This window comes from Novosphingobium aeonii, assembly GCF_052279045.1.
In the GTDB taxonomy this organism is placed as follows: Bacteria; Pseudomonadota; Alphaproteobacteria; order Sphingomonadales; family Sphingomonadaceae; genus Novosphingobium.
Genome location: NZ_CP176832.1, coordinates 2,023,354 through 2,038,886 on the forward strand (window position 1 = coordinate 2,023,354; position 15,533 = coordinate 2,038,886).

The window sequence follows — 15,533 nt, forward strand, 5'->3', positions numbered from 1 at the left end:
TTTGTCCACCGCAGGGCCGTGATCGCAGCCGGCGAAGCGTGGGTGACAGGCGAAGGCGATCAGCCCTCGGGGTAGATCGCCTTCACGAAGTAGAGCCCGTCCGGCGGCGAATTGAGGCCCAGCGCCTGTCGGTCGCGCGCTTCCAGCGCCTCGGCGATCTGGTGCTCCCTCCAGCGGCCCATTCCCACCAGGGCGAGGCAACCGACCATCGAGCGCACCTGGTGATGCAGGAAGCTGCGCGCCTCCGCCTCGATCAGCACCATTTCGCCTTCGCGCCGCACGTCCAGTCGGTCGAGGGTCTTGAGCGGGCTTTGCGACTGGCAATGGGCCGAGCGGAATGTCGTGAAGTCGTGCAGTCCGACCAGCATCTGCGCGGCGCGGTGCATGGCCGCTTCATCAAGCGGCTTGGCCACCTGCCATGCCTTGCCGCGCTCCAGCGTGAGCGGCGCGCGGCGGTTGGCGATGCGGTAGATATAGGCGCGGCCGATGCAGGCGAACCGGGCGTGCCAGTCGTCCGGCACGATCTCGCAGGCGACGACCGCGATGGGATGAGGGCGAAGCCGCGCGTTCATCCCCTCCATGAACTGGAAGGGCGTGAACGGCTTGTCGATGTCGATATGCGCTCTCATGCCCAGCGCGTGGACGCCCGCATCGGTGCGGCCGGCGGCGTGCATGCTCGTGGTTTCCCCGGTGAGGGCGAAAGCCGCTTCCTCGACGCTCTGTTGTACCGAGGGGCCATGCGCCTGGCGTTGAAGGCCCATGTAGGGGGCGCCGTCGAATTCGAGAGTGAGGGCAAAGCGGGTCATCGCGCCGCCGATACAGGACTGCGCGCGCTCTGCAAACGGCTTGGCGCGAGGCGGCGCGCGGGGCATCCTCGTCCCCCGCCGTTGAGGAGAGCGCAAATGGCCGAACAGGCTTCACGTTTCGAGATATTCCGGGGCCGGGAAGCGCCCTCGCTGGATGACTGCGGCTGCATGACGCTTGCGGGTGAGGCCCCGAACATGATCGCCGCGTTGCCGCTGTTCGCCGGGGCCGGTCCGGAAACCGGCGAACATGTCGACGTGCCTTACCGCCGCCCGGGCATGAGCCTGGCGCGGCTCCGGTTGAAGAGCGGCTTCGCGCTTCCGCTCCATAGCCACGATTGCGACTGCCTGTACTACATCGTGGCCGGAAGCGTGGAACTCGGCACGGAAACGCTGGTGTCGGGCGATGGCTTCTTCGTGGGGAGCGAGGTGCCCTATGCCTATGTCGCCGGACCGGAAGGCGCCGAGGTCCTCGAATTTCGCGCTGCCGACACCTTCGACATCCGCGTGCGCGACAAATCTCCGGAAGGCTGGTCCAGGGCCGCGCAGCGTGTCCGCGAGGCGCAGGACCGCTGGGCGAGCGAGCCGCCGCCCGTCCGCCGCATGCCGTGACCTGCGGGGAGCGGGCGGGTTCGGCAATCAGCCCAGATGCGTGCCCGCGGGGATCGGCCGCCCGCGCAGCAGGTCTGCCGTCGCCATCGGCGGCTTGCCCGCGCGCTGGATCCGAGTCACGCGGATCGCGCCCTCTGCGCAGGCGACAGTGAGGGCGTCGTCAAGCGCGGTGCCGGGCTCGCCCGAACCTTCGGCCAGATCGGCCGCCAGCACCTTGTACCGTTCCCCGTCAAGTTCGAAGAACGCGCCGGGCGCGGGCATGAAGGCGCGCACCTGCCGTTCGGCTTGCACGGCGGACTGGGTGAAGTCGATCCGGGCCTCGGCCTTGTCGATCTTGCGGGCGTAAGTCACTCCGTCCTCGGGCTGGGTGACGGCGCGGTGAACGGCAAGATCGCGCAAGGTGCCGACCATGAGCTGAGCACCCTTTTCGGCCAGTTCGGCGGTCAGGTCTCCGGCGGTCTTGCGGTCGATCGTGGTGCGCAGCGTTGCCAGCATCGGTCCGGTGTCGAGGCCGGCTTCCATTTGCATGATGGTGACGCCGGTGGTGGGATCGCCTGCGAGGATCGCCCGCTGGATCGGCGCCGCGCCGCGCCAGCGGGGCAGGATCGAGGCGTGGATGTTGAGGCAGCCCAGCCGCGGCGCATCAAGCACGGCCTGCGGCAGCAGCAGGCCATAGGCGGCGACGATGGCGATATCTGCGCCGAGCGCGGCGAATATCTCCTGCTCCTCCGCGCTCTTGAGCGAAACGGGCGCGCGCACCTCGATCCCGCGTGCTTCGGATTCCTTGTGGACAGGGGAGGGGGTCAGTTCCTTCCCTCGGCGCCCGCCGGGGCGTGGCGGCTGGCTATAGGCGGCCACGACCTCGTGCCCCGCCTCGACCAGCGCGACGAGCGCGGGCACCGCAAATTCGGGCGTTCCCATGAAGACGATGCGCAAAACCGGTTACTCCGCTCACTCTGGGCCCGTCGAAGGGCATTTCGTGCGCAAGTGGCGCATGGGGCTTCGACAAGCAGTTCCCGAGCGGTTAGGGAATTGGCCATGGCATCGCAAGAGATCGAGACGCTTACCGCCGCGCTGTCGCGCCTTCCCGGCCTTGGTCCGCGTTCCGCACGCCGGGCGGTGCTGTGGCTCATCAAGCGGCGCGAGACCTCGCTTCTGCAACTCGTCGATGCTCTGGCTGCCGTAAGGGAAGCGCTCGTCGAGTGCGGGATTTGCGGCAATATCGACACGACGAATCCCTGCGGTATCTGCGCCGATTCGCGCCGCGATGCGGCTTCGCTCTGCGTGGTCGAGGAAGTGGCGGATCTCTGGGCGCTCGATCGTGCGCGGCTGTTCAACGGGCGCTATCATGTCCTGGGCGGTCGTCTTTCGGCGCTGGACGGCGTTCGCCCGGAAGACCTGAGTATCGATCGCCTGCTGCAGCGCGTGGAGGCAGGCGGGGTCGACGAGGTCGTCCTGGCCATGAACGCCACACTCGAAGGCCAGACCACCGCGCACTACATTGCCGAGCGTCTGGAGGGACTTCCGGTCCGCATCACCCAGCTTGCACATGGCCTCCCGGTAGGCGGCGAGCTTGACTATCTGGACGAGGGAACGCTTGCACAGGCGATCCGTGCCCGGCGGCCGGTAAGTTAGCCGATCACTGTCATCGCAGGGCCCATCTTGCGAAAATGGCCGTCCGCGATTATCTGCGGCCCATGGCTATCCGTGAAATCCTCGAAGTTCCCGATCCGCGTCTCAAGCAGGTTTCGGTCCCCGTCGAAAAGTTCGACGACGAGCTCAAGACGCTCGTCGAGGACATGTTCGAGACCATGTATGATGCGCCGGGCATCGGTCTTGCCGCCATCCAGGTCGGCGTGCCGCTGCGCGTTCTCGTGATCGACCTTCAGCCGGACGACGAGGATGCGGAGCCCGAAGTGTGCACCGCTCACGGCGATCATCACCACACGCACCAGCCGACGAAGAACGAGCCCCGGATCTTCATCAATCCGGAAATCCTCGATCCTTCGGAAGAGCACACGGTCTATCAGGAAGGCTGCCTCTCGGTCCCCGAGATCTATGCCGACGTGGAACGCCCCTCGCGCATCCGCGCGCGTTGGCAGGATCTCGACGGCACGGTGCACGAAGAAGACATGGACGGCCTGATGGCCACCTGCCTCCAGCACGAGATGGACCATCTCGAAGGCATTCTCTTCATCGACCACCTTTCGCGCCTGAAGCGCCAGATGGCGCTCAAGAAGCTGGACAAGCTGCGCAAGGCCGCCTGATCCCCGCTTCGGTGGAAAAGCTGCGAGAAGGGCTGGCGTTCTCTAAACGTTCCGGATAGGGTTCCGGAATGGAAATTGCTGTCGCCGCCATTCTCGCACTCGTCGTCGGTCTCGGGGCCGGCTGGTTCTTCGGCTCCCGGCCCGCCGCCGAATGGCGCATGCGGCACGAGACGCGCGACCGCGAGGCGCGCGATCTTGATGAACGTTTCCGGGCCGCCATTCGCGATCTGGCTGGCGCCACCGAACGCGCCAGCCGTGCCGACGATCTGGCCGCCGCGCTGGAACGTACCCGCACCGAACATGGCGCGGCGCTGGAGGTCCTGCGCAAGGACCATGGCGAAACGGTCGAGCGACTCCGGTTCGAGCATGTGCAGGTTCTTGATCGCACGCGCGGCGAGCTCACCCAGGTTCTCGAACGGACGCGCGGCGAACATGCCGGGCTGGTGGATTCCTTGCGCCGCGAACAGCGTGAGCTTGCCTCGGAACTGGCGACCCTGCGTGAAAAATCCGCGAATTTCGACGAACAGAAGCGTCTTCTGCTCGAAGCGCAGGAAGCGCTTCGCAAGGAATTCGAAAACGCCGGCGCCAAGGTGCTGGCCGGTGCCCAGGACGCTTTCCTGCGCCGAGCGGGCGCGCGGTTCGAGGAAAGCGAAAAGGCCAATGCCGAGCGCATCCGCACCATGCTGGCCCCGGTGGGCGAGCGGCTCAAGAGCTATGAGGAGCAGGTCGCCGCACTGGAGGCCAAGCGGGTCGATTCGTTCGGGCAGCTCACCGGACTGATCCAGTCGATGCGCGAAGGGCAGGAAAAGGTGCGCGAGGAAGCGCAGCGGCTCGGCAATTCGTTGCGCAATGCACCGAAGGCGCGTGGGCGCTGGGGCGAACAGCAGCTTCGCAACGTGCTGGAACAGTGCGGGCTTTCCGAACACACCGATTTCGTCACCGAGCATTCCATCGATACCGACGAAGGCCGCCTGCGGCCGGACGCGATCGTCAACATTCCCGGCCAGAAGCGGCTGGTGATCGACGCGAAGGTTTCACTCAACGCCTATCAGGAAGCCTTCGAGGCTCAGGACGAGGTAGCCCGCGATGCCGCGCTGCGCCAGCATGTCGCCTCGATGCGCAACCATGTCCAGACGCTGGGCGCCAAGAGCTACCAGAGCCAGTTCGAGGATGCGCCGGACTATGTAGTGATGTTCGTGCCGGGCGAGCATTTCGTTGCCGCCGCGCTGGAACAGGACCCGGAACTGTGGGACTTCGCTTTCCGCAACAAGGTGCTGCTGGCGACGCCGACGAATCTTGTCGCGATCGCCCGCACCGTGGCGCAAGTCTGGCGTCAGGATGGCCTCGCGCGCGAGGCGCGCGAGATCGGTCGGATGGGCGGGGAGCTTTACGATCGCCTGGCCGTGGCCGCGGATCACATGAAGCGCGTGGGTGCCGGCCTGGAATCGGCGGTCAACAATTACAACAAGTTCGTCGGCAGCTTCGAGCGTAACGTGCTCAGTTCCGGCCGCCGCCTGCGCGACAAGCATATCGAGATCGGCAAGCGTGAGATCGATGAGGTCCAGCAGATCGAATCGACCCCGCGCTACGGTGCCGAAACGGTGGCGGAGGAGATCGAGGCGATCGCCGAGGCCAAGTCCCTGCCGGAAGCGGCCCAGTAGGCGTCAGCGTCCGTTCGCACTGCGGGCGGGGCGCTCGACTGGTCCGCCTTCTCGGACGAGTTCGGCGGTGTGGCCGCTCGATTGCAGGATCATGTGATTGCCGTCGATGGCGAAGCGAGGGGTGGCGACAAGGAGGGCGTTGACCGCTTTTTCCTGATCCCATGCCGGAATGGTGCAGGTCATCTCGGTCAGGGTGAGGGGGCCTGCGATCAGGCGTTCCTCGTCGATGCGCCAGGGCCCGTCCATGCGGTTGCAGCCGACCAGAACGCCCATCTTGCTGCCCGCGAAGGTCAGCCGCGCATCGTTGGATTCAGGCCGCTGTCCGTCGATCAGTGCGAAGCGCCAGCTCGTGCGGGCGAGCGGGGAATCCTCGCCCTGGATCGAGCAAGCGGTGAGCGGCGATAAAAGGCAGAAAGCAAGAAGAACGGCACGCATGATGGCGCCACTCTACACATCCGGGATGATGCCCGGATGAACGCCGCTATCAGTTGCCGCCCTCAAGATGGGCGAGCGCCTCATAAGCCAGCACGGCACCAGCCACGGCGGCGTTCAGGCTGTCTGCCCTGCCGCGCATCGGGATGGTGACGCGCAAGTCGCAAGCTTCCTCGTAAGCCTGCGGCAGGCCTTGCGATTCGTTGCCGACCATCAGGAAGCAGGGCGCCGAATAAGGGGCCTGGCGATAGTCGGTAGGATCGCGCAGCGAGGCCGCCACGAGCTGACCTTCGCCGGAGCGAAGCCAGTCCTGGAATTCGTCCCAGCGTGCAATGGCGATCTTCTGCGTGAAGATGGCGCCCATGCTGGCCCGCACCGCTTCCACGGAGAAAGGGTCCGCGCAGTCGTCAAGCAGGATCAGCCCGCCGGCGCCAACGGCGTCTCCGGTGCGGAGCATCGTGCCGAGATTGCCGGGATCGCGCAGCGCCTGCGCAACCAGCCAGATCGGCGCCGAGGCGCGGTCGAGATTGGCGATGCGCGTGTCGAATTCGGCGAAGACCCCGGCGACGGCCTGGGGATTGTCCTTGCCCGTGACCTTGGCGAGGATTTCGACGTCCATTTCGACGATTTCACCCCCGGCGGCGGCCACGGCGTCTTCCAGCGCGTCAAGCAGGGGATGGGGATCGCGGCCGATGGCCATGACCAGCATTTCCGGCACTATGCCGCATTCGCGCGCGTCGGTCAGCAGGCGCAGACCTTCGGCGAGGAAACGCTCTTCCCGCTTGCGGTGCTTCTTCTCGCGCAGGGAGCGCAGGAACTTGACCAGCGGATTCGAGAAGCCGGTAATTGTGCGGCGGAAGGCCACGCGGTCGGACGGCGTCATTCTTCGCCGAAACCGTCGCGAACGAGTGTGGCGAGAACCGCGAGCGCTTCGGGCGCGCCATCGCCGGAGCAGGCGATCTCGATCGAATCGCCCTTGGCGGCGCCCAGCATCATCAGGCCGAGGATGGAGTTCCCCGCAGCCTCGGTTCCGTCCTTGCCGACCTTGACCAGCACGGTTTCCGGAAGCTCGGCGACGTGGTTGACGAACTTGGCGCTGGCGCGGGCGTGGAGACCGCGCTTGTTCACGATCAGCACCGTTTCACGGCAGTCGATCATGCGGCGTCTTGTCCCAGATATTCGCTGGCGATGGTGATGTAGTTGCGTCCGGCGTCGCGCGCGGCCGCGGCGGCATCGCGCACGGACATGCAGGCGCGGGCCTTGGCTAGGCGGATCAGCATGGGAAGGTTGATCCCGGCGATCACTTCGACCTTGCCGGCCTGCATCAGCGAAATCGCGAGGTTCGACGGAGTGCCGCCGAACAGGTCGGTGAGGATGATGACACCTTCGCCGCTGTCCACTGCAGTAATTGCCTCGGCAATCTCGCTGCGGCGGCGCTCCATGTCGTCGTTCGGACCGATGCAGACGGTTGCCACCGCCGACTGGTCCCCGACGACGTGTTCCATCGCGTGTACGAATTCCTCGGCGAGATTGCCGTGAGTGACCAGGATCATACCGATCATGCTGGGATTAGGCTCCGAATTTCCTGCGAATGCGACCGGGTTATATAATGTTCTTTCACGCCACTGCCCCCCTTCGAGAATTACCCCCCTCGAGAAGATCAGCAGCCCGCGAGCCCAGGTTGCGATGCAACAATGTGGGCGAAAATCCCGCATCGTGCAAGGCCGCAGCCATTTGTTCGGCGGTAAAAACGGAGCGGTGTCGCCCTCCGGTACATCCAAAGGCTATGTGAACATAGGCCTTTCCCTGCGCGCGGTAGCGGGGAAGCAGCAGCAGCAACAGGTCGCGAATCCGCGCAAATGCCTCATCGAAGGCCGGGTCCTTGCGTATATAGTCTCCGACCGGCGCATCCTGCCCGGTCATCGGGCGTAGCTCGGAATCCCAATGGGGATTTTCGACGAAACGCATATCGAAGACGAAATCTGCAAGCGGTGGCATCCCGCGCGAGAACCCGAAACTGGACACGGTGATCGTGAGATCCTCGGGCTCATCGGCGGCGAAGCGTTCGCGAATCGTGCGTTGCAGGTCGTTAGACGTGAACTCGGTGGTTTCCACCAGGATGTCGGCCCAGCGTCGCAGCGGGGAGAGCAGTTCGCGCTCGGCGCGAATGCCGCTGTCCACCGGGGCATCGGCCGCCAGCGCGTGGCGTCGGCGGGTCTCGTTGAAGCGGCGCTCCAGTTCCTTGCTCGAACAGTCGAGGAACAGGGTGGTGACCTCGAGGTCGTGACGCTCGCCCAGCGCCTTGACCTGGGCGATCACGCGGTCAGGATTGAAGCCGCGGGTGCGGCAGTCAAAGCCGATGGCCAGCGGGGAGGGATCGTCCGAAGGCTTGCCCTCGATCATGCGCTCGAGAAGGCGGACCGGGAAATTGTCGATGATTTCCCACCCGAGGTCTTCGAGTACGCGGAGCACGGTCGTCTTGCCGGCACCGAGCATGCCGGTGACGAGCAGGACTTTCTGCTTGTGGGGACGCGCGGGGGGAGCCTGGGGGGAGTCGTCTTGCATCGGGGGCTGTTTGCGCTCGGAACCGGGGAAAGGGAAGGGGGAGACGTGCCGGTCGGTCACTCTGTGAGACCATAATGCAACAGCGCGAGTTCGGTCTTGAGGGGGAGCGAATCGCCATCCGGCCGGAGCCGCAAGTACGGCAGATCGACCCCGAGGAGTGTGATCCGGCCGGGCGAATCGACGAATCGCGGTGCCTCGCGGTCGAGCGAGAGGAAGAGCGCGACGGGCGCTTCATCGCGGCAAGCGAAGGGAAGCACGCCGAGATTGCGCACTTCCATCAGGCCGCGCGTGTTCGGATGGGGCTGTGCGAAGAGCCGGCCGTTCCGCGCTTCGAGCAGTACGCTGTCATCGCCGATCAGTTCGCCGCCGCGGTCTATCAGGCGTAGGGCGAGGCTCGATTTTCCGGTTCCGGAAGGCCCCTCGATCAGCACCGCGCGCCCGCCGATGGCGACGCAGGTGGACTGCCTGGCAATGCGGACGGCGTCGGCCAAGGTCAGGCGCTCTGCCAGGCGGGAAGCGAGATGAGCAACCGGGCGCCCTGTGCGCCATCGGTGCGGTCGGTCGCGCGCAGTTTGCCGTAGTGGGCCTCGACTATGGTGCGGGCGATGGCCAGTCCGAGCCCCGAGTGCTTGCCAAACTCCTCGCCGGAGGGGCGCAGCGAGTGGAACCGCTCGAATATCCGTTCCCGCGCCGCCTCGGGGATGCCGGGGCCGTGATCGGTGACGGCGATCGTGAGGCGGCCTTCGGTGCGGCCGACGGCGATCTCGATCGGCGTTCCCTCGGGTGAGAACGAGACGGCATTGTCGAGCAGGTTCTGCAATACTCGCTCCAGCCGCGAGGCATCGCCCGCCACCAGCAGGTCGCCGTCAGCTTCGCGCACGACCTTGATTATGCTCGATCCGTTGACCCCGCGCTGCTCGCGTTCGGCCACGAGCGCGCGGACCAGCCGCAGCATGTCCACGGGTTCGAAGGTCGTGCGGCTGAGCTGCGCGTCGATCCGGCTCGCATCGGCGATCTCGGTGACCAGGAAGTCGATCCGGCGCACGTCGTCCTTGGCGATGCCGATGAGCTGGCGGCGAAGGGCCGGTTCGTCGACCCGGTCGAGGCTTTCGAGGGCGCTGCGCAGGCTCGTCAACGGGTTCTTGAGTTCGTGCGCGACATCGGCGGCGAAGCTTTCCACCGCGTCGATGCGCTGGCGCAAGGCGCCGCTCATGTCGGAGATGGCGCGGGCGAGCAGGCCGATCTCGTCGCGCCGGTCCGGCAGGCGGGGGACGACTACGCTGCGATCGCGGCCGAGACGAACGCGCACGGCAGCGCGAACCAGCTTGCGCAGCGGCTCGACGATGGTGCGGGCAAGGAACAGCGAGAGCAGGATCGAGACGGTAAGCGCGCCGCCGACGATGATGGCAAGCGTCTGGCGCGCCATGCGCACGTTCTCGGTAATGTCGCGCGCGTTGCGGGTGACGAGCAGCGCCTCGCCGCGATTGCCCACAGGGGTTGCGGCGATGATGACGGGGGTGCGGTCCGGCGCGGCCTTGTGCGAGACCTCGGTTTCGCCGCTGGCGAGCGCGGCGGCCACTTCCGGCCAGGCCGAGGCGCCGGCGCGCGGGGCGTCGTGATAGTCGGCGACGGGCGGCGAGCCGAGCACCCAGTCCATGCCCCGGTCGAGCGCGCGGGCGGCATCCTGGAACCACGGTTCGGTGGCGGGATCGATCAGGGTGTAGGAGGGGCGGGCAAGGGTGAAGCTGTCGGCTTCGAGGGCGCCGTCGTTGCTGAACAGCCTCAGCCGCAATGCCTGCCCCGAGCCGATCCGCGTGATCAGGTCGCGCCGGCGGCCGGCGTTTTCACCGGCAAGGGCGATGGCCACGACTTCCGCTTCCGAACGGGCGAGGCGGAAGCGCTCGTCCAGCAGTTCGCGCCGATAGCTGTCGATGTAGAACAGGCTCCCCGCGAGCAGGGCCAGCGCGATCACATTCACGGCAAGGATGCGCGCGGTCAGCGAGACGCGCCACGGCATCCCGAGCCGGACCGCCAGAGATCCCTTGCGCCGTCCCGGTGTACGTTCAGCCATCGGCGAAGGAATAGCCCGCGCCATAGAGGGTGTCGATCGCCGAAAATTCCGGGTCCACCGCGCGGAACTTGCGGCGCAGGCGCTTGATGTGGCTGTCGATCGTGCGGTCGTCGACGTAGACGTCCTCGCTGTAGGCGGCGTCCATGAGCTGGTTGCGGCTCTTGACCACGCCGGGCCGCAGGGCGAGCGCTTCGAGGATGAGGAACTCTGTAACGGTGAGGGAGACGGGCTCTGCGTCCCATGTCACCTGATGGCGCGCCGGATCGAGGCGCAGACGGCCGCGGATGACGGGTTCGGGCAGGTTCTCCGCCACCGTCTCCTCGCTCGTGCCGCGAACCAGTTCGCTGCGCCGCAGGATCGCCCGGATGCGCGCCACCAGCAGGCGCTGGCTGAAGGGCTTGGTGATATAGTCGTCCGCCCCCATCGCAAGGCCCAGTGCCTCGTCCGGTTCCTCGTCCTTGGAGGTCAGGAAGATGACCGGCAGGCGCGACTGTTCGCGCAGCGCCTGGAGCAGATGAAGCCCGTCCATTCGGGGCATCTTGATATCGAAGATCGCAAGGTCCGGCGGATTGTCCAGCAGGGCCTTCAGCGCGGTTTCGCCGTCGGTATAGAGCCGGGTGGCGAAGCCTTCGGCCTGGAGCCCGATCGACACGGTGGTGAGGATGTTACGATCGTCGTCCACGAGGGCGATCGACTGCTGGCGGACGGGCGCTGGGGGCGGCGTCTCGTCAGGAGCGCCGGCGGATTGGCAGGGCGAATGCTGGGGGTTTGCCGACGGTTCGACCATGGGATTGCCCTGTGTTCCTTCCATTGCAATCGAACGCCGTGACTAGCGATTGGGGCACGTTCCGTCCACGGTTTTGCGACTCGTCTCGAAATTGCCCCGGAATGGTCGAAGTGTTGCCGTTCTACCCCCCTCGGTTGGTTTATCTTTGCGGAAATTTGACGGAAAAGGGGGTGGCGATTATTCGCAGCCCGATTCTTGCGCAAATGTCGGGGCGTGTCCGGTTTCGGTCGGTCGCGCCTTTATTGGAGGAGATGACATTGACCGCTACCCTTAAGTATTCGCTCGCCAGTCAAGGCATAGAAACACGCGCCAATGTGCTCGCGAACCTGGGCACCGCGCCACTGGTCGAGCAGGCGGTCAAGAACGGCGAGGGCGTGCTCGCCGCCGACGGGCCGTTCGTCGTCGCGACCGGTAAGCACACCGGGCGTTCGGCCAAGGACAAGTTCATCGTCAAGGACGCCGAGACCGAAAATACGGTCTGGTGGGGCAAGACCAACGTGCCGATGACGCCTGAACACTTCGCCGCGCTGAAAGAAGATTTCCTCGCTGCCGTGGCCGACAAGGACCAGCTCTACGTTGCCGACCTGTTTGGCGGTTCGCAGCCGGAACACCGCGTCAACGTGCGCGTCATCAACGAGTTCGCCTGGCACAACCTGTTCATCCGCACGCTTCTGGTCCGTCCGACCGAAACCGAACTGGAAAGCTTCGAGCCCGAATATACCATCATCGACCTGCCGAGTTTCCGCGCCGATCCCGAACGGCACGGTTCGCGCTCGGAAACGGTGATCGCGGTGAACTTCACCGAGAAGCTGATCCTGATCGGCGGCACCGCCTATGCCGGCGAAATGAAGAAGTCGGTCTTCGGCATCCTCAACTACCTGCTGCCGGTCAAGGGTGTGATGCCGATGCACTGCTCGGCCAACATCGGCCCCGAGGGTGACACCGCCGTGTTCTTCGGCCTTTCCGGCACCGGCAAGACCACGCTTTCGGCAGATGCCTCGCGCACGCTCATCGGTGACGACGAGCATGGCTGGTCGGACACCGCCGTGTTCAACTTCGAGGGCGGCTGCTACGCCAAGATGATCCGCCTTTCGGCCGAGGCCGAACCGGAAATCTTCGCGACCACGAAGCGTTTCGGCACCGTGCTCGAAAACGTGGTGATCGATCCCGACACCCGCCAGATCGACCTCGACGACAACTCGCTTGCCGAGAACAGCCGCGGTTCCTACCCGATCGACTTCATTCCGAACTGCTCGGAAAAGAACCTCGGCCCGGTTCCGAAGAACATCATCTTCCTCACGGCCGACGCTTACGGCGTGCTTCCTCCGATCGCGCGTCTCACACCCGATCAGGCGATGTATCACTTCCTCTCGGGCTACACTGCGCGCGTCGCGGGCACCGAGATCGGCGTGACCGAACCCGAAGCGACTTTCTCGACCTGCTTTGGCGCGCCGTTCATGCCGCGTCATCCCTCGGTCTACGGCAACCTCCTCAAGGAGCGTATCGCCAAGGGCGGCGTGAAGTGCTGGCTGGTCAACACCGGTTGGTCGGGCGGCAAGGCCACGATGGAAGGCATCAAGCGCATGCCGATCAAGGCGACCCGCGCGCTGCTCAACGCCGCGCTCGACGGCAGCCTCAACGATGCCGAGTTCAAGGAAGATCCGAACTTCGGCTTCGAGGTTCCGGTTGCGGTTCCCGGCGTCGACACCAAGCTGCTCGACCCGCGCGGCGCCTGGGTTGACGGCAGTGAGTATGACAAGACCGCACAGACCCTGGTGAAGCAGTTCATCGACAATTTCGCGCAGTTCGAAGCGCATGTCGACGAAGGCGTCCGCAAGGCGGCACCGGTCGCGGCCTGAGCGGCGATGGCGCCTTTACAGGCGCTGTTCGGCTCGAATTAAGTACAGGGCCTCGGAACTTCGGTTCCGGGGCCCTTGTTTTGTCATCAGGACCGTGCATCCTCGCCATCCCCCTCTCTAGGAGATACGACCATGGGACTTTTCGACGGTATCCTTGGACAAGTCAGCGACCATCCGGATGTGGCTAACCTCGCCTCCAAGCTCGGCCTTGAGCCCGCGCAGGCGGAGCAGGCGATCGCCGCGCTGGGCCTCGCGCATCAGCAGGAGGGCGACACCGCACAACTCGCGGCGGAAAAGACCGGGCTTGGTGTCGGCACGATCCAGCAGGTGATCGCGGCGATCGGCGGCGAAGGCTCGCTCAGCCAGTTCGCCAGTCTGGTGGGCAGCGATCCCGCGAAGTTCACCGCTTTTCTCGACAAGGACGGCGACGGCAGCGTCATGGATGACCTGACCGACCTTGCGAAGGGCTTCTTCGGCAAGAAGTAAGCCGGTCTATCGTCGTCCCGGGCCTGTCCCGGGACGACATTTCAGCTTCGGTCAGTTCGCCTTGCCGGTGGCGATGTAGCTGTCGATGTTCTTCGCCAGCACGTCGAGCGGGACGTTGCCGCCATCGACCACGGCCTGGTCGAAGTCTCGCAGGTCGTAGCGTGCGCCAAGCGCCGCCTGTGCGCGGCTGCGCTGGCGGTTGATCTCGGAATGACCCATCTTGTAGCCGCAGGCCTGGCCCGGCCATGAGCAGTAGCGGTCCACTTCGTTGACCACTTCCTCGCGCTTGTTGCCGTTCTTCTCCATGAAGAAGCGCACCGCCTGTTCGCGGCTCCAGCCCTTGGCGTGGAGGCCGGTGTCCACGACCATGCGGCAGGCCCGGAAAGCGATCGACTGGAGGTAGCCGAGCTGGCCGACGGGATCGTCGGCATAGGCGCCGAGTTCGTCCGCAAGCTGCTCGCCGTAAAGCGCCCAGCCTTCGGAATAGGCGTTGAAGGCCAGGATCGAGCGGATCAGCGGCAGGCGGTTGGCATATTCGCCCTGCCAGACGTGACCGGGGATCGCTTCATGGTGGACCAGGGTCGGCAGGTCGTACTTGCGGTGCAGGTCGGTGGTGCGCAAGTTGATCCACATCTTGCCCGGAACCGAACCGTCGATCGATCCGGCGCCGCCATATGCGGTCGGCGCGCCGGGCTCCTCGGCCAGCGGCAGGCGGCGAACCTCGACGTTCCCCTTCACCGGATCGCGGAAGGCGCGCGGCATCTGGGCGCGGATCCAGTCGATCCGATGGCGGATGAAGGCCATGATCTCGGTGCGGCCGGGGTCGCCTTCGGCGAACATGAAGCGCTTGTCGGTGCCGAGCGCGGTCATCCGTTCGCCAACAGTGCCGGTGGTATAGCCGAGCTTCTGGAGGATGGGGTCCATGCGGCCATGGAGCGCGGCCAGTTCCTCGATCCCGCGCTGGTGGATTTCCTCGGCGGGGACAGGCGTGGTCGTGCTGGCGCGCAGGGCCCAGGCGTAGAACTCGGCGCCGTGCGGGCGTTCGCGCATTCCGGGATCGCTCTTGGCCAGACCGCGCTGGCGCTTGAGTTCGGCAAGCTGGCGTTCGAGCGCGGGCACGACTTCGGCGGACACGATGGCCTTGGCGCGGCGGTCCCAGTCTCCGGGGATCGAGGCGGTGCGGCCCACGAGCGAAGCGACGAGGCCGCCGCCGTTGTTGCGGGCGTCCTCGATCGTGCTGGTCATCTGCGCGATCGCGCGGTCGAGCAGGAAATCGGGCGGGACGAGGCCCTGGTCCGTGGCCTTGCGGATGCGTTCCAGTTCGCCGTCGAGCTGGTCGTCGAACTTGGCAAGACGGGCGAGATAGGCCTCGGCATCGGCGCCGTTCTTCACCGGATGGTCGGCGTCGAGGAACTTGGGCGTGTCGAGATAGGCGCCGACGTTCTGGATCACGACGTAGGGCGTATTGCGCCAGCCGCCCACCGCGACATCGCCGTAGGGCTGCGCAAACCCGTCCAGCGAGGTGCGGTAGGCGCTGCGCACCACGGCGAGGCTGGTCTGCGTGGCATGGTCCAGGCCCGCGGTCGGCACCGCTTCCACGCGGGCGAGATCTTCGCGCAGGGTCCTGGCGAGCGCGGCCTTGCCCGCGAACGAGCGGTCTTCGGCCTTGGCACGCAGGGCGGCATGGGCGCCCACGTCGATGCCCAGTCCGGTCGCCCCTTCGGGGTTGTGGTCGAGCAGTCTCCACGCGGCCGAATCGAGCAGTGCGGCGGCTTTCTGCTGGGCAGGGTTTCCGGAAGCAGCGCCTGCCGCGGCCTGTGCTACGCCGGGCAGGGCGATGCTGGCGGTGCCGGCGGCAAGGAACTGGAGGGTGGTGCGCCGCGAGAGGGATGCGGCCTTGGTCTGGGTGTCTTGCATGGCGGCGAAACTGGCGAGGCGATGTCTTCAAGTCAAACCCGCTCGATTGCGGCAAACGTCTGCGCTAAGAAAA

At 65.8% G+C, this 15,533-nt stretch carries 17 protein-coding genes; 6 read left to right on the top strand and 11 right to left on the bottom strand.

Going from position 1 to position 15,533, the window contains the following annotated elements; all coding sequences use genetic code 11:
* Positions 1-59: 59 nt before the first annotated feature.
* Positions 60-806: a tRNA pseudouridine(38-40) synthase TruA gene (gene truA / locus ACLIMP_RS09860; protein WP_324694753.1), complete on the bottom strand. Its 747-nt coding sequence runs from the start codon at positions 804-806 to the stop codon at positions 60-62.
* A 96-nt stretch (positions 807-902) separates the two neighbouring features.
* Between truA and ACLIMP_RS09865 the strand changes: the two genes are divergently transcribed.
* Positions 903-1,415, top strand: coding sequence for a cupin domain-containing protein (locus tag ACLIMP_RS09865; RefSeq protein ID WP_324694755.1), 513 nt, complete (start codon positions 903-905; stop codon positions 1,413-1,415).
* 27 nt (positions 1,416-1,442) lie between these two features.
* On the opposite strand, the gene fmt is transcribed toward ACLIMP_RS09865, so the two are convergent.
* The gene (fmt, locus tag ACLIMP_RS09870; protein ID WP_324694757.1) at positions 1,443-2,351 is read right to left on the bottom strand and encodes a methionyl-tRNA formyltransferase; all 909 of its coding nucleotides are present in this window, start codon (positions 2,349-2,351) and stop codon (positions 1,443-1,445) included.
* 102 nt (positions 2,352-2,453) lie between these two features.
* Here fmt and recR point away from each other — a divergent pair, with 102 nt between their 5' ends.
* From recR to ACLIMP_RS09885, 3 genes are all read left to right on the top strand, one after another.
* Entirely contained in the window at positions 2,454-3,050 is a 597-nt protein-coding gene (recR, locus tag ACLIMP_RS09875; RefSeq protein ID WP_185997549.1) for a recombination mediator RecR, read from the top strand.
* 62 nt (positions 3,051-3,112) lie between these two features.
* A complete protein-coding gene (gene def / locus ACLIMP_RS09880) occupies positions 3,113-3,682 on the top strand; it encodes a peptide deformylase (protein ID WP_185997548.1) in 570 nt (189 codons plus the stop codon).
* Positions 3,683-3,750: 68 nt separating this feature from the next.
* Positions 3,751-5,343: a DNA recombination protein RmuC gene (locus tag ACLIMP_RS09885; RefSeq protein ID WP_324694761.1), complete on the top strand. Its 1,593-nt coding sequence runs from the start codon at positions 3,751-3,753 to the stop codon at positions 5,341-5,343.
* A 3-nt stretch (positions 5,344-5,346) separates the two neighbouring features.
* Here the strand turns inward: ACLIMP_RS09885 and ACLIMP_RS09890 are convergent, their stop codons facing one another.
* From ACLIMP_RS09890 to ACLIMP_RS09925, 8 genes are read right to left on the bottom strand one after another with little or no spacing between them, the layout of a single operon-like run.
* Positions 5,347-5,778, bottom strand: coding sequence for an META domain-containing protein (locus tag ACLIMP_RS09890; RefSeq protein ID WP_324694763.1), 432 nt, complete (start codon positions 5,776-5,778; stop codon positions 5,347-5,349).
* Positions 5,779-5,827: 49 nt separating this feature from the next.
* Positions 5,828-6,658, bottom strand: a complete 831-nt coding sequence (locus ACLIMP_RS09895; RefSeq protein ID WP_324694766.1) for a TrmH family RNA methyltransferase — start codon at positions 6,656-6,658, stop codon at positions 5,828-5,830.
* Positions 6,655-6,933, bottom strand: coding sequence for an HPr family phosphocarrier protein (locus ACLIMP_RS09900; RefSeq protein ID WP_324694768.1), 279 nt, complete (start codon positions 6,931-6,933; stop codon positions 6,655-6,657). Before ACLIMP_RS09900 ends, ACLIMP_RS09895 begins: the two co-directional genes overlap by 4 nt.
* Positions 6,930-7,337, bottom strand: a complete 408-nt coding sequence (locus ACLIMP_RS09905) for a PTS sugar transporter subunit IIA (protein ID WP_132263101.1) — start codon at positions 7,335-7,337, stop codon at positions 6,930-6,932. Before ACLIMP_RS09905 ends, ACLIMP_RS09900 begins: the two co-directional genes overlap by 4 nt.
* Before the next feature lie 55 nt (positions 7,338-7,392).
* Positions 7,393-8,340: an RNase adapter RapZ gene (gene rapZ / locus ACLIMP_RS09910; protein WP_054441540.1), complete on the bottom strand. Its 948-nt coding sequence runs from the start codon at positions 8,338-8,340 to the stop codon at positions 7,393-7,395.
* A 56-nt stretch (positions 8,341-8,396) separates the two neighbouring features.
* Entirely contained in the window at positions 8,397-8,831 is a 435-nt protein-coding gene (locus ACLIMP_RS09915) for an HPr kinase/phosphorylase (protein ID WP_324694771.1), read from the bottom strand.
* A gap of 2 nt (positions 8,832-8,833) precedes the next feature.
* Positions 8,834-10,411 (bottom strand): sensor histidine kinase, encoded by a 1,578-nt coding sequence (locus ACLIMP_RS09920; protein WP_324694773.1) that lies wholly within the window; start codon positions 10,409-10,411, stop codon positions 8,834-8,836.
* Positions 10,404-11,198, bottom strand: coding sequence for a response regulator transcription factor (locus tag ACLIMP_RS09925; RefSeq protein ID WP_324694775.1), 795 nt, complete (start codon positions 11,196-11,198; stop codon positions 10,404-10,406). Before ACLIMP_RS09925 ends, ACLIMP_RS09920 begins: the two co-directional genes overlap by 8 nt.
* Before the next feature lie 251 nt (positions 11,199-11,449).
* Between ACLIMP_RS09925 and ACLIMP_RS09930 the strand changes: the two genes are divergently transcribed.
* On the top strand, positions 11,450-13,057 hold the full coding sequence (locus ACLIMP_RS09930; protein ID WP_165913194.1) for a phosphoenolpyruvate carboxykinase: 1,608 nt from the start codon (positions 11,450-11,452) through the stop codon (positions 13,055-13,057).
* A gap of 132 nt (positions 13,058-13,189) precedes the next feature.
* Positions 13,190-13,543: a hypothetical protein gene (locus ACLIMP_RS09935; RefSeq protein ID WP_185997543.1), complete on the top strand. Its 354-nt coding sequence runs from the start codon at positions 13,190-13,192 to the stop codon at positions 13,541-13,543.
* A 51-nt stretch (positions 13,544-13,594) separates the two neighbouring features.
* Here ACLIMP_RS09935 and ACLIMP_RS09940 read toward each other — a convergent pair whose 3' ends face one another.
* Positions 13,595-15,460, bottom strand: coding sequence for a DUF885 domain-containing protein (locus ACLIMP_RS09940; RefSeq protein WP_324694779.1), 1,866 nt, complete (start codon positions 15,458-15,460; stop codon positions 13,595-13,597).
* Between the last annotated feature and the right edge of the window lie 73 nt (positions 15,461-15,533).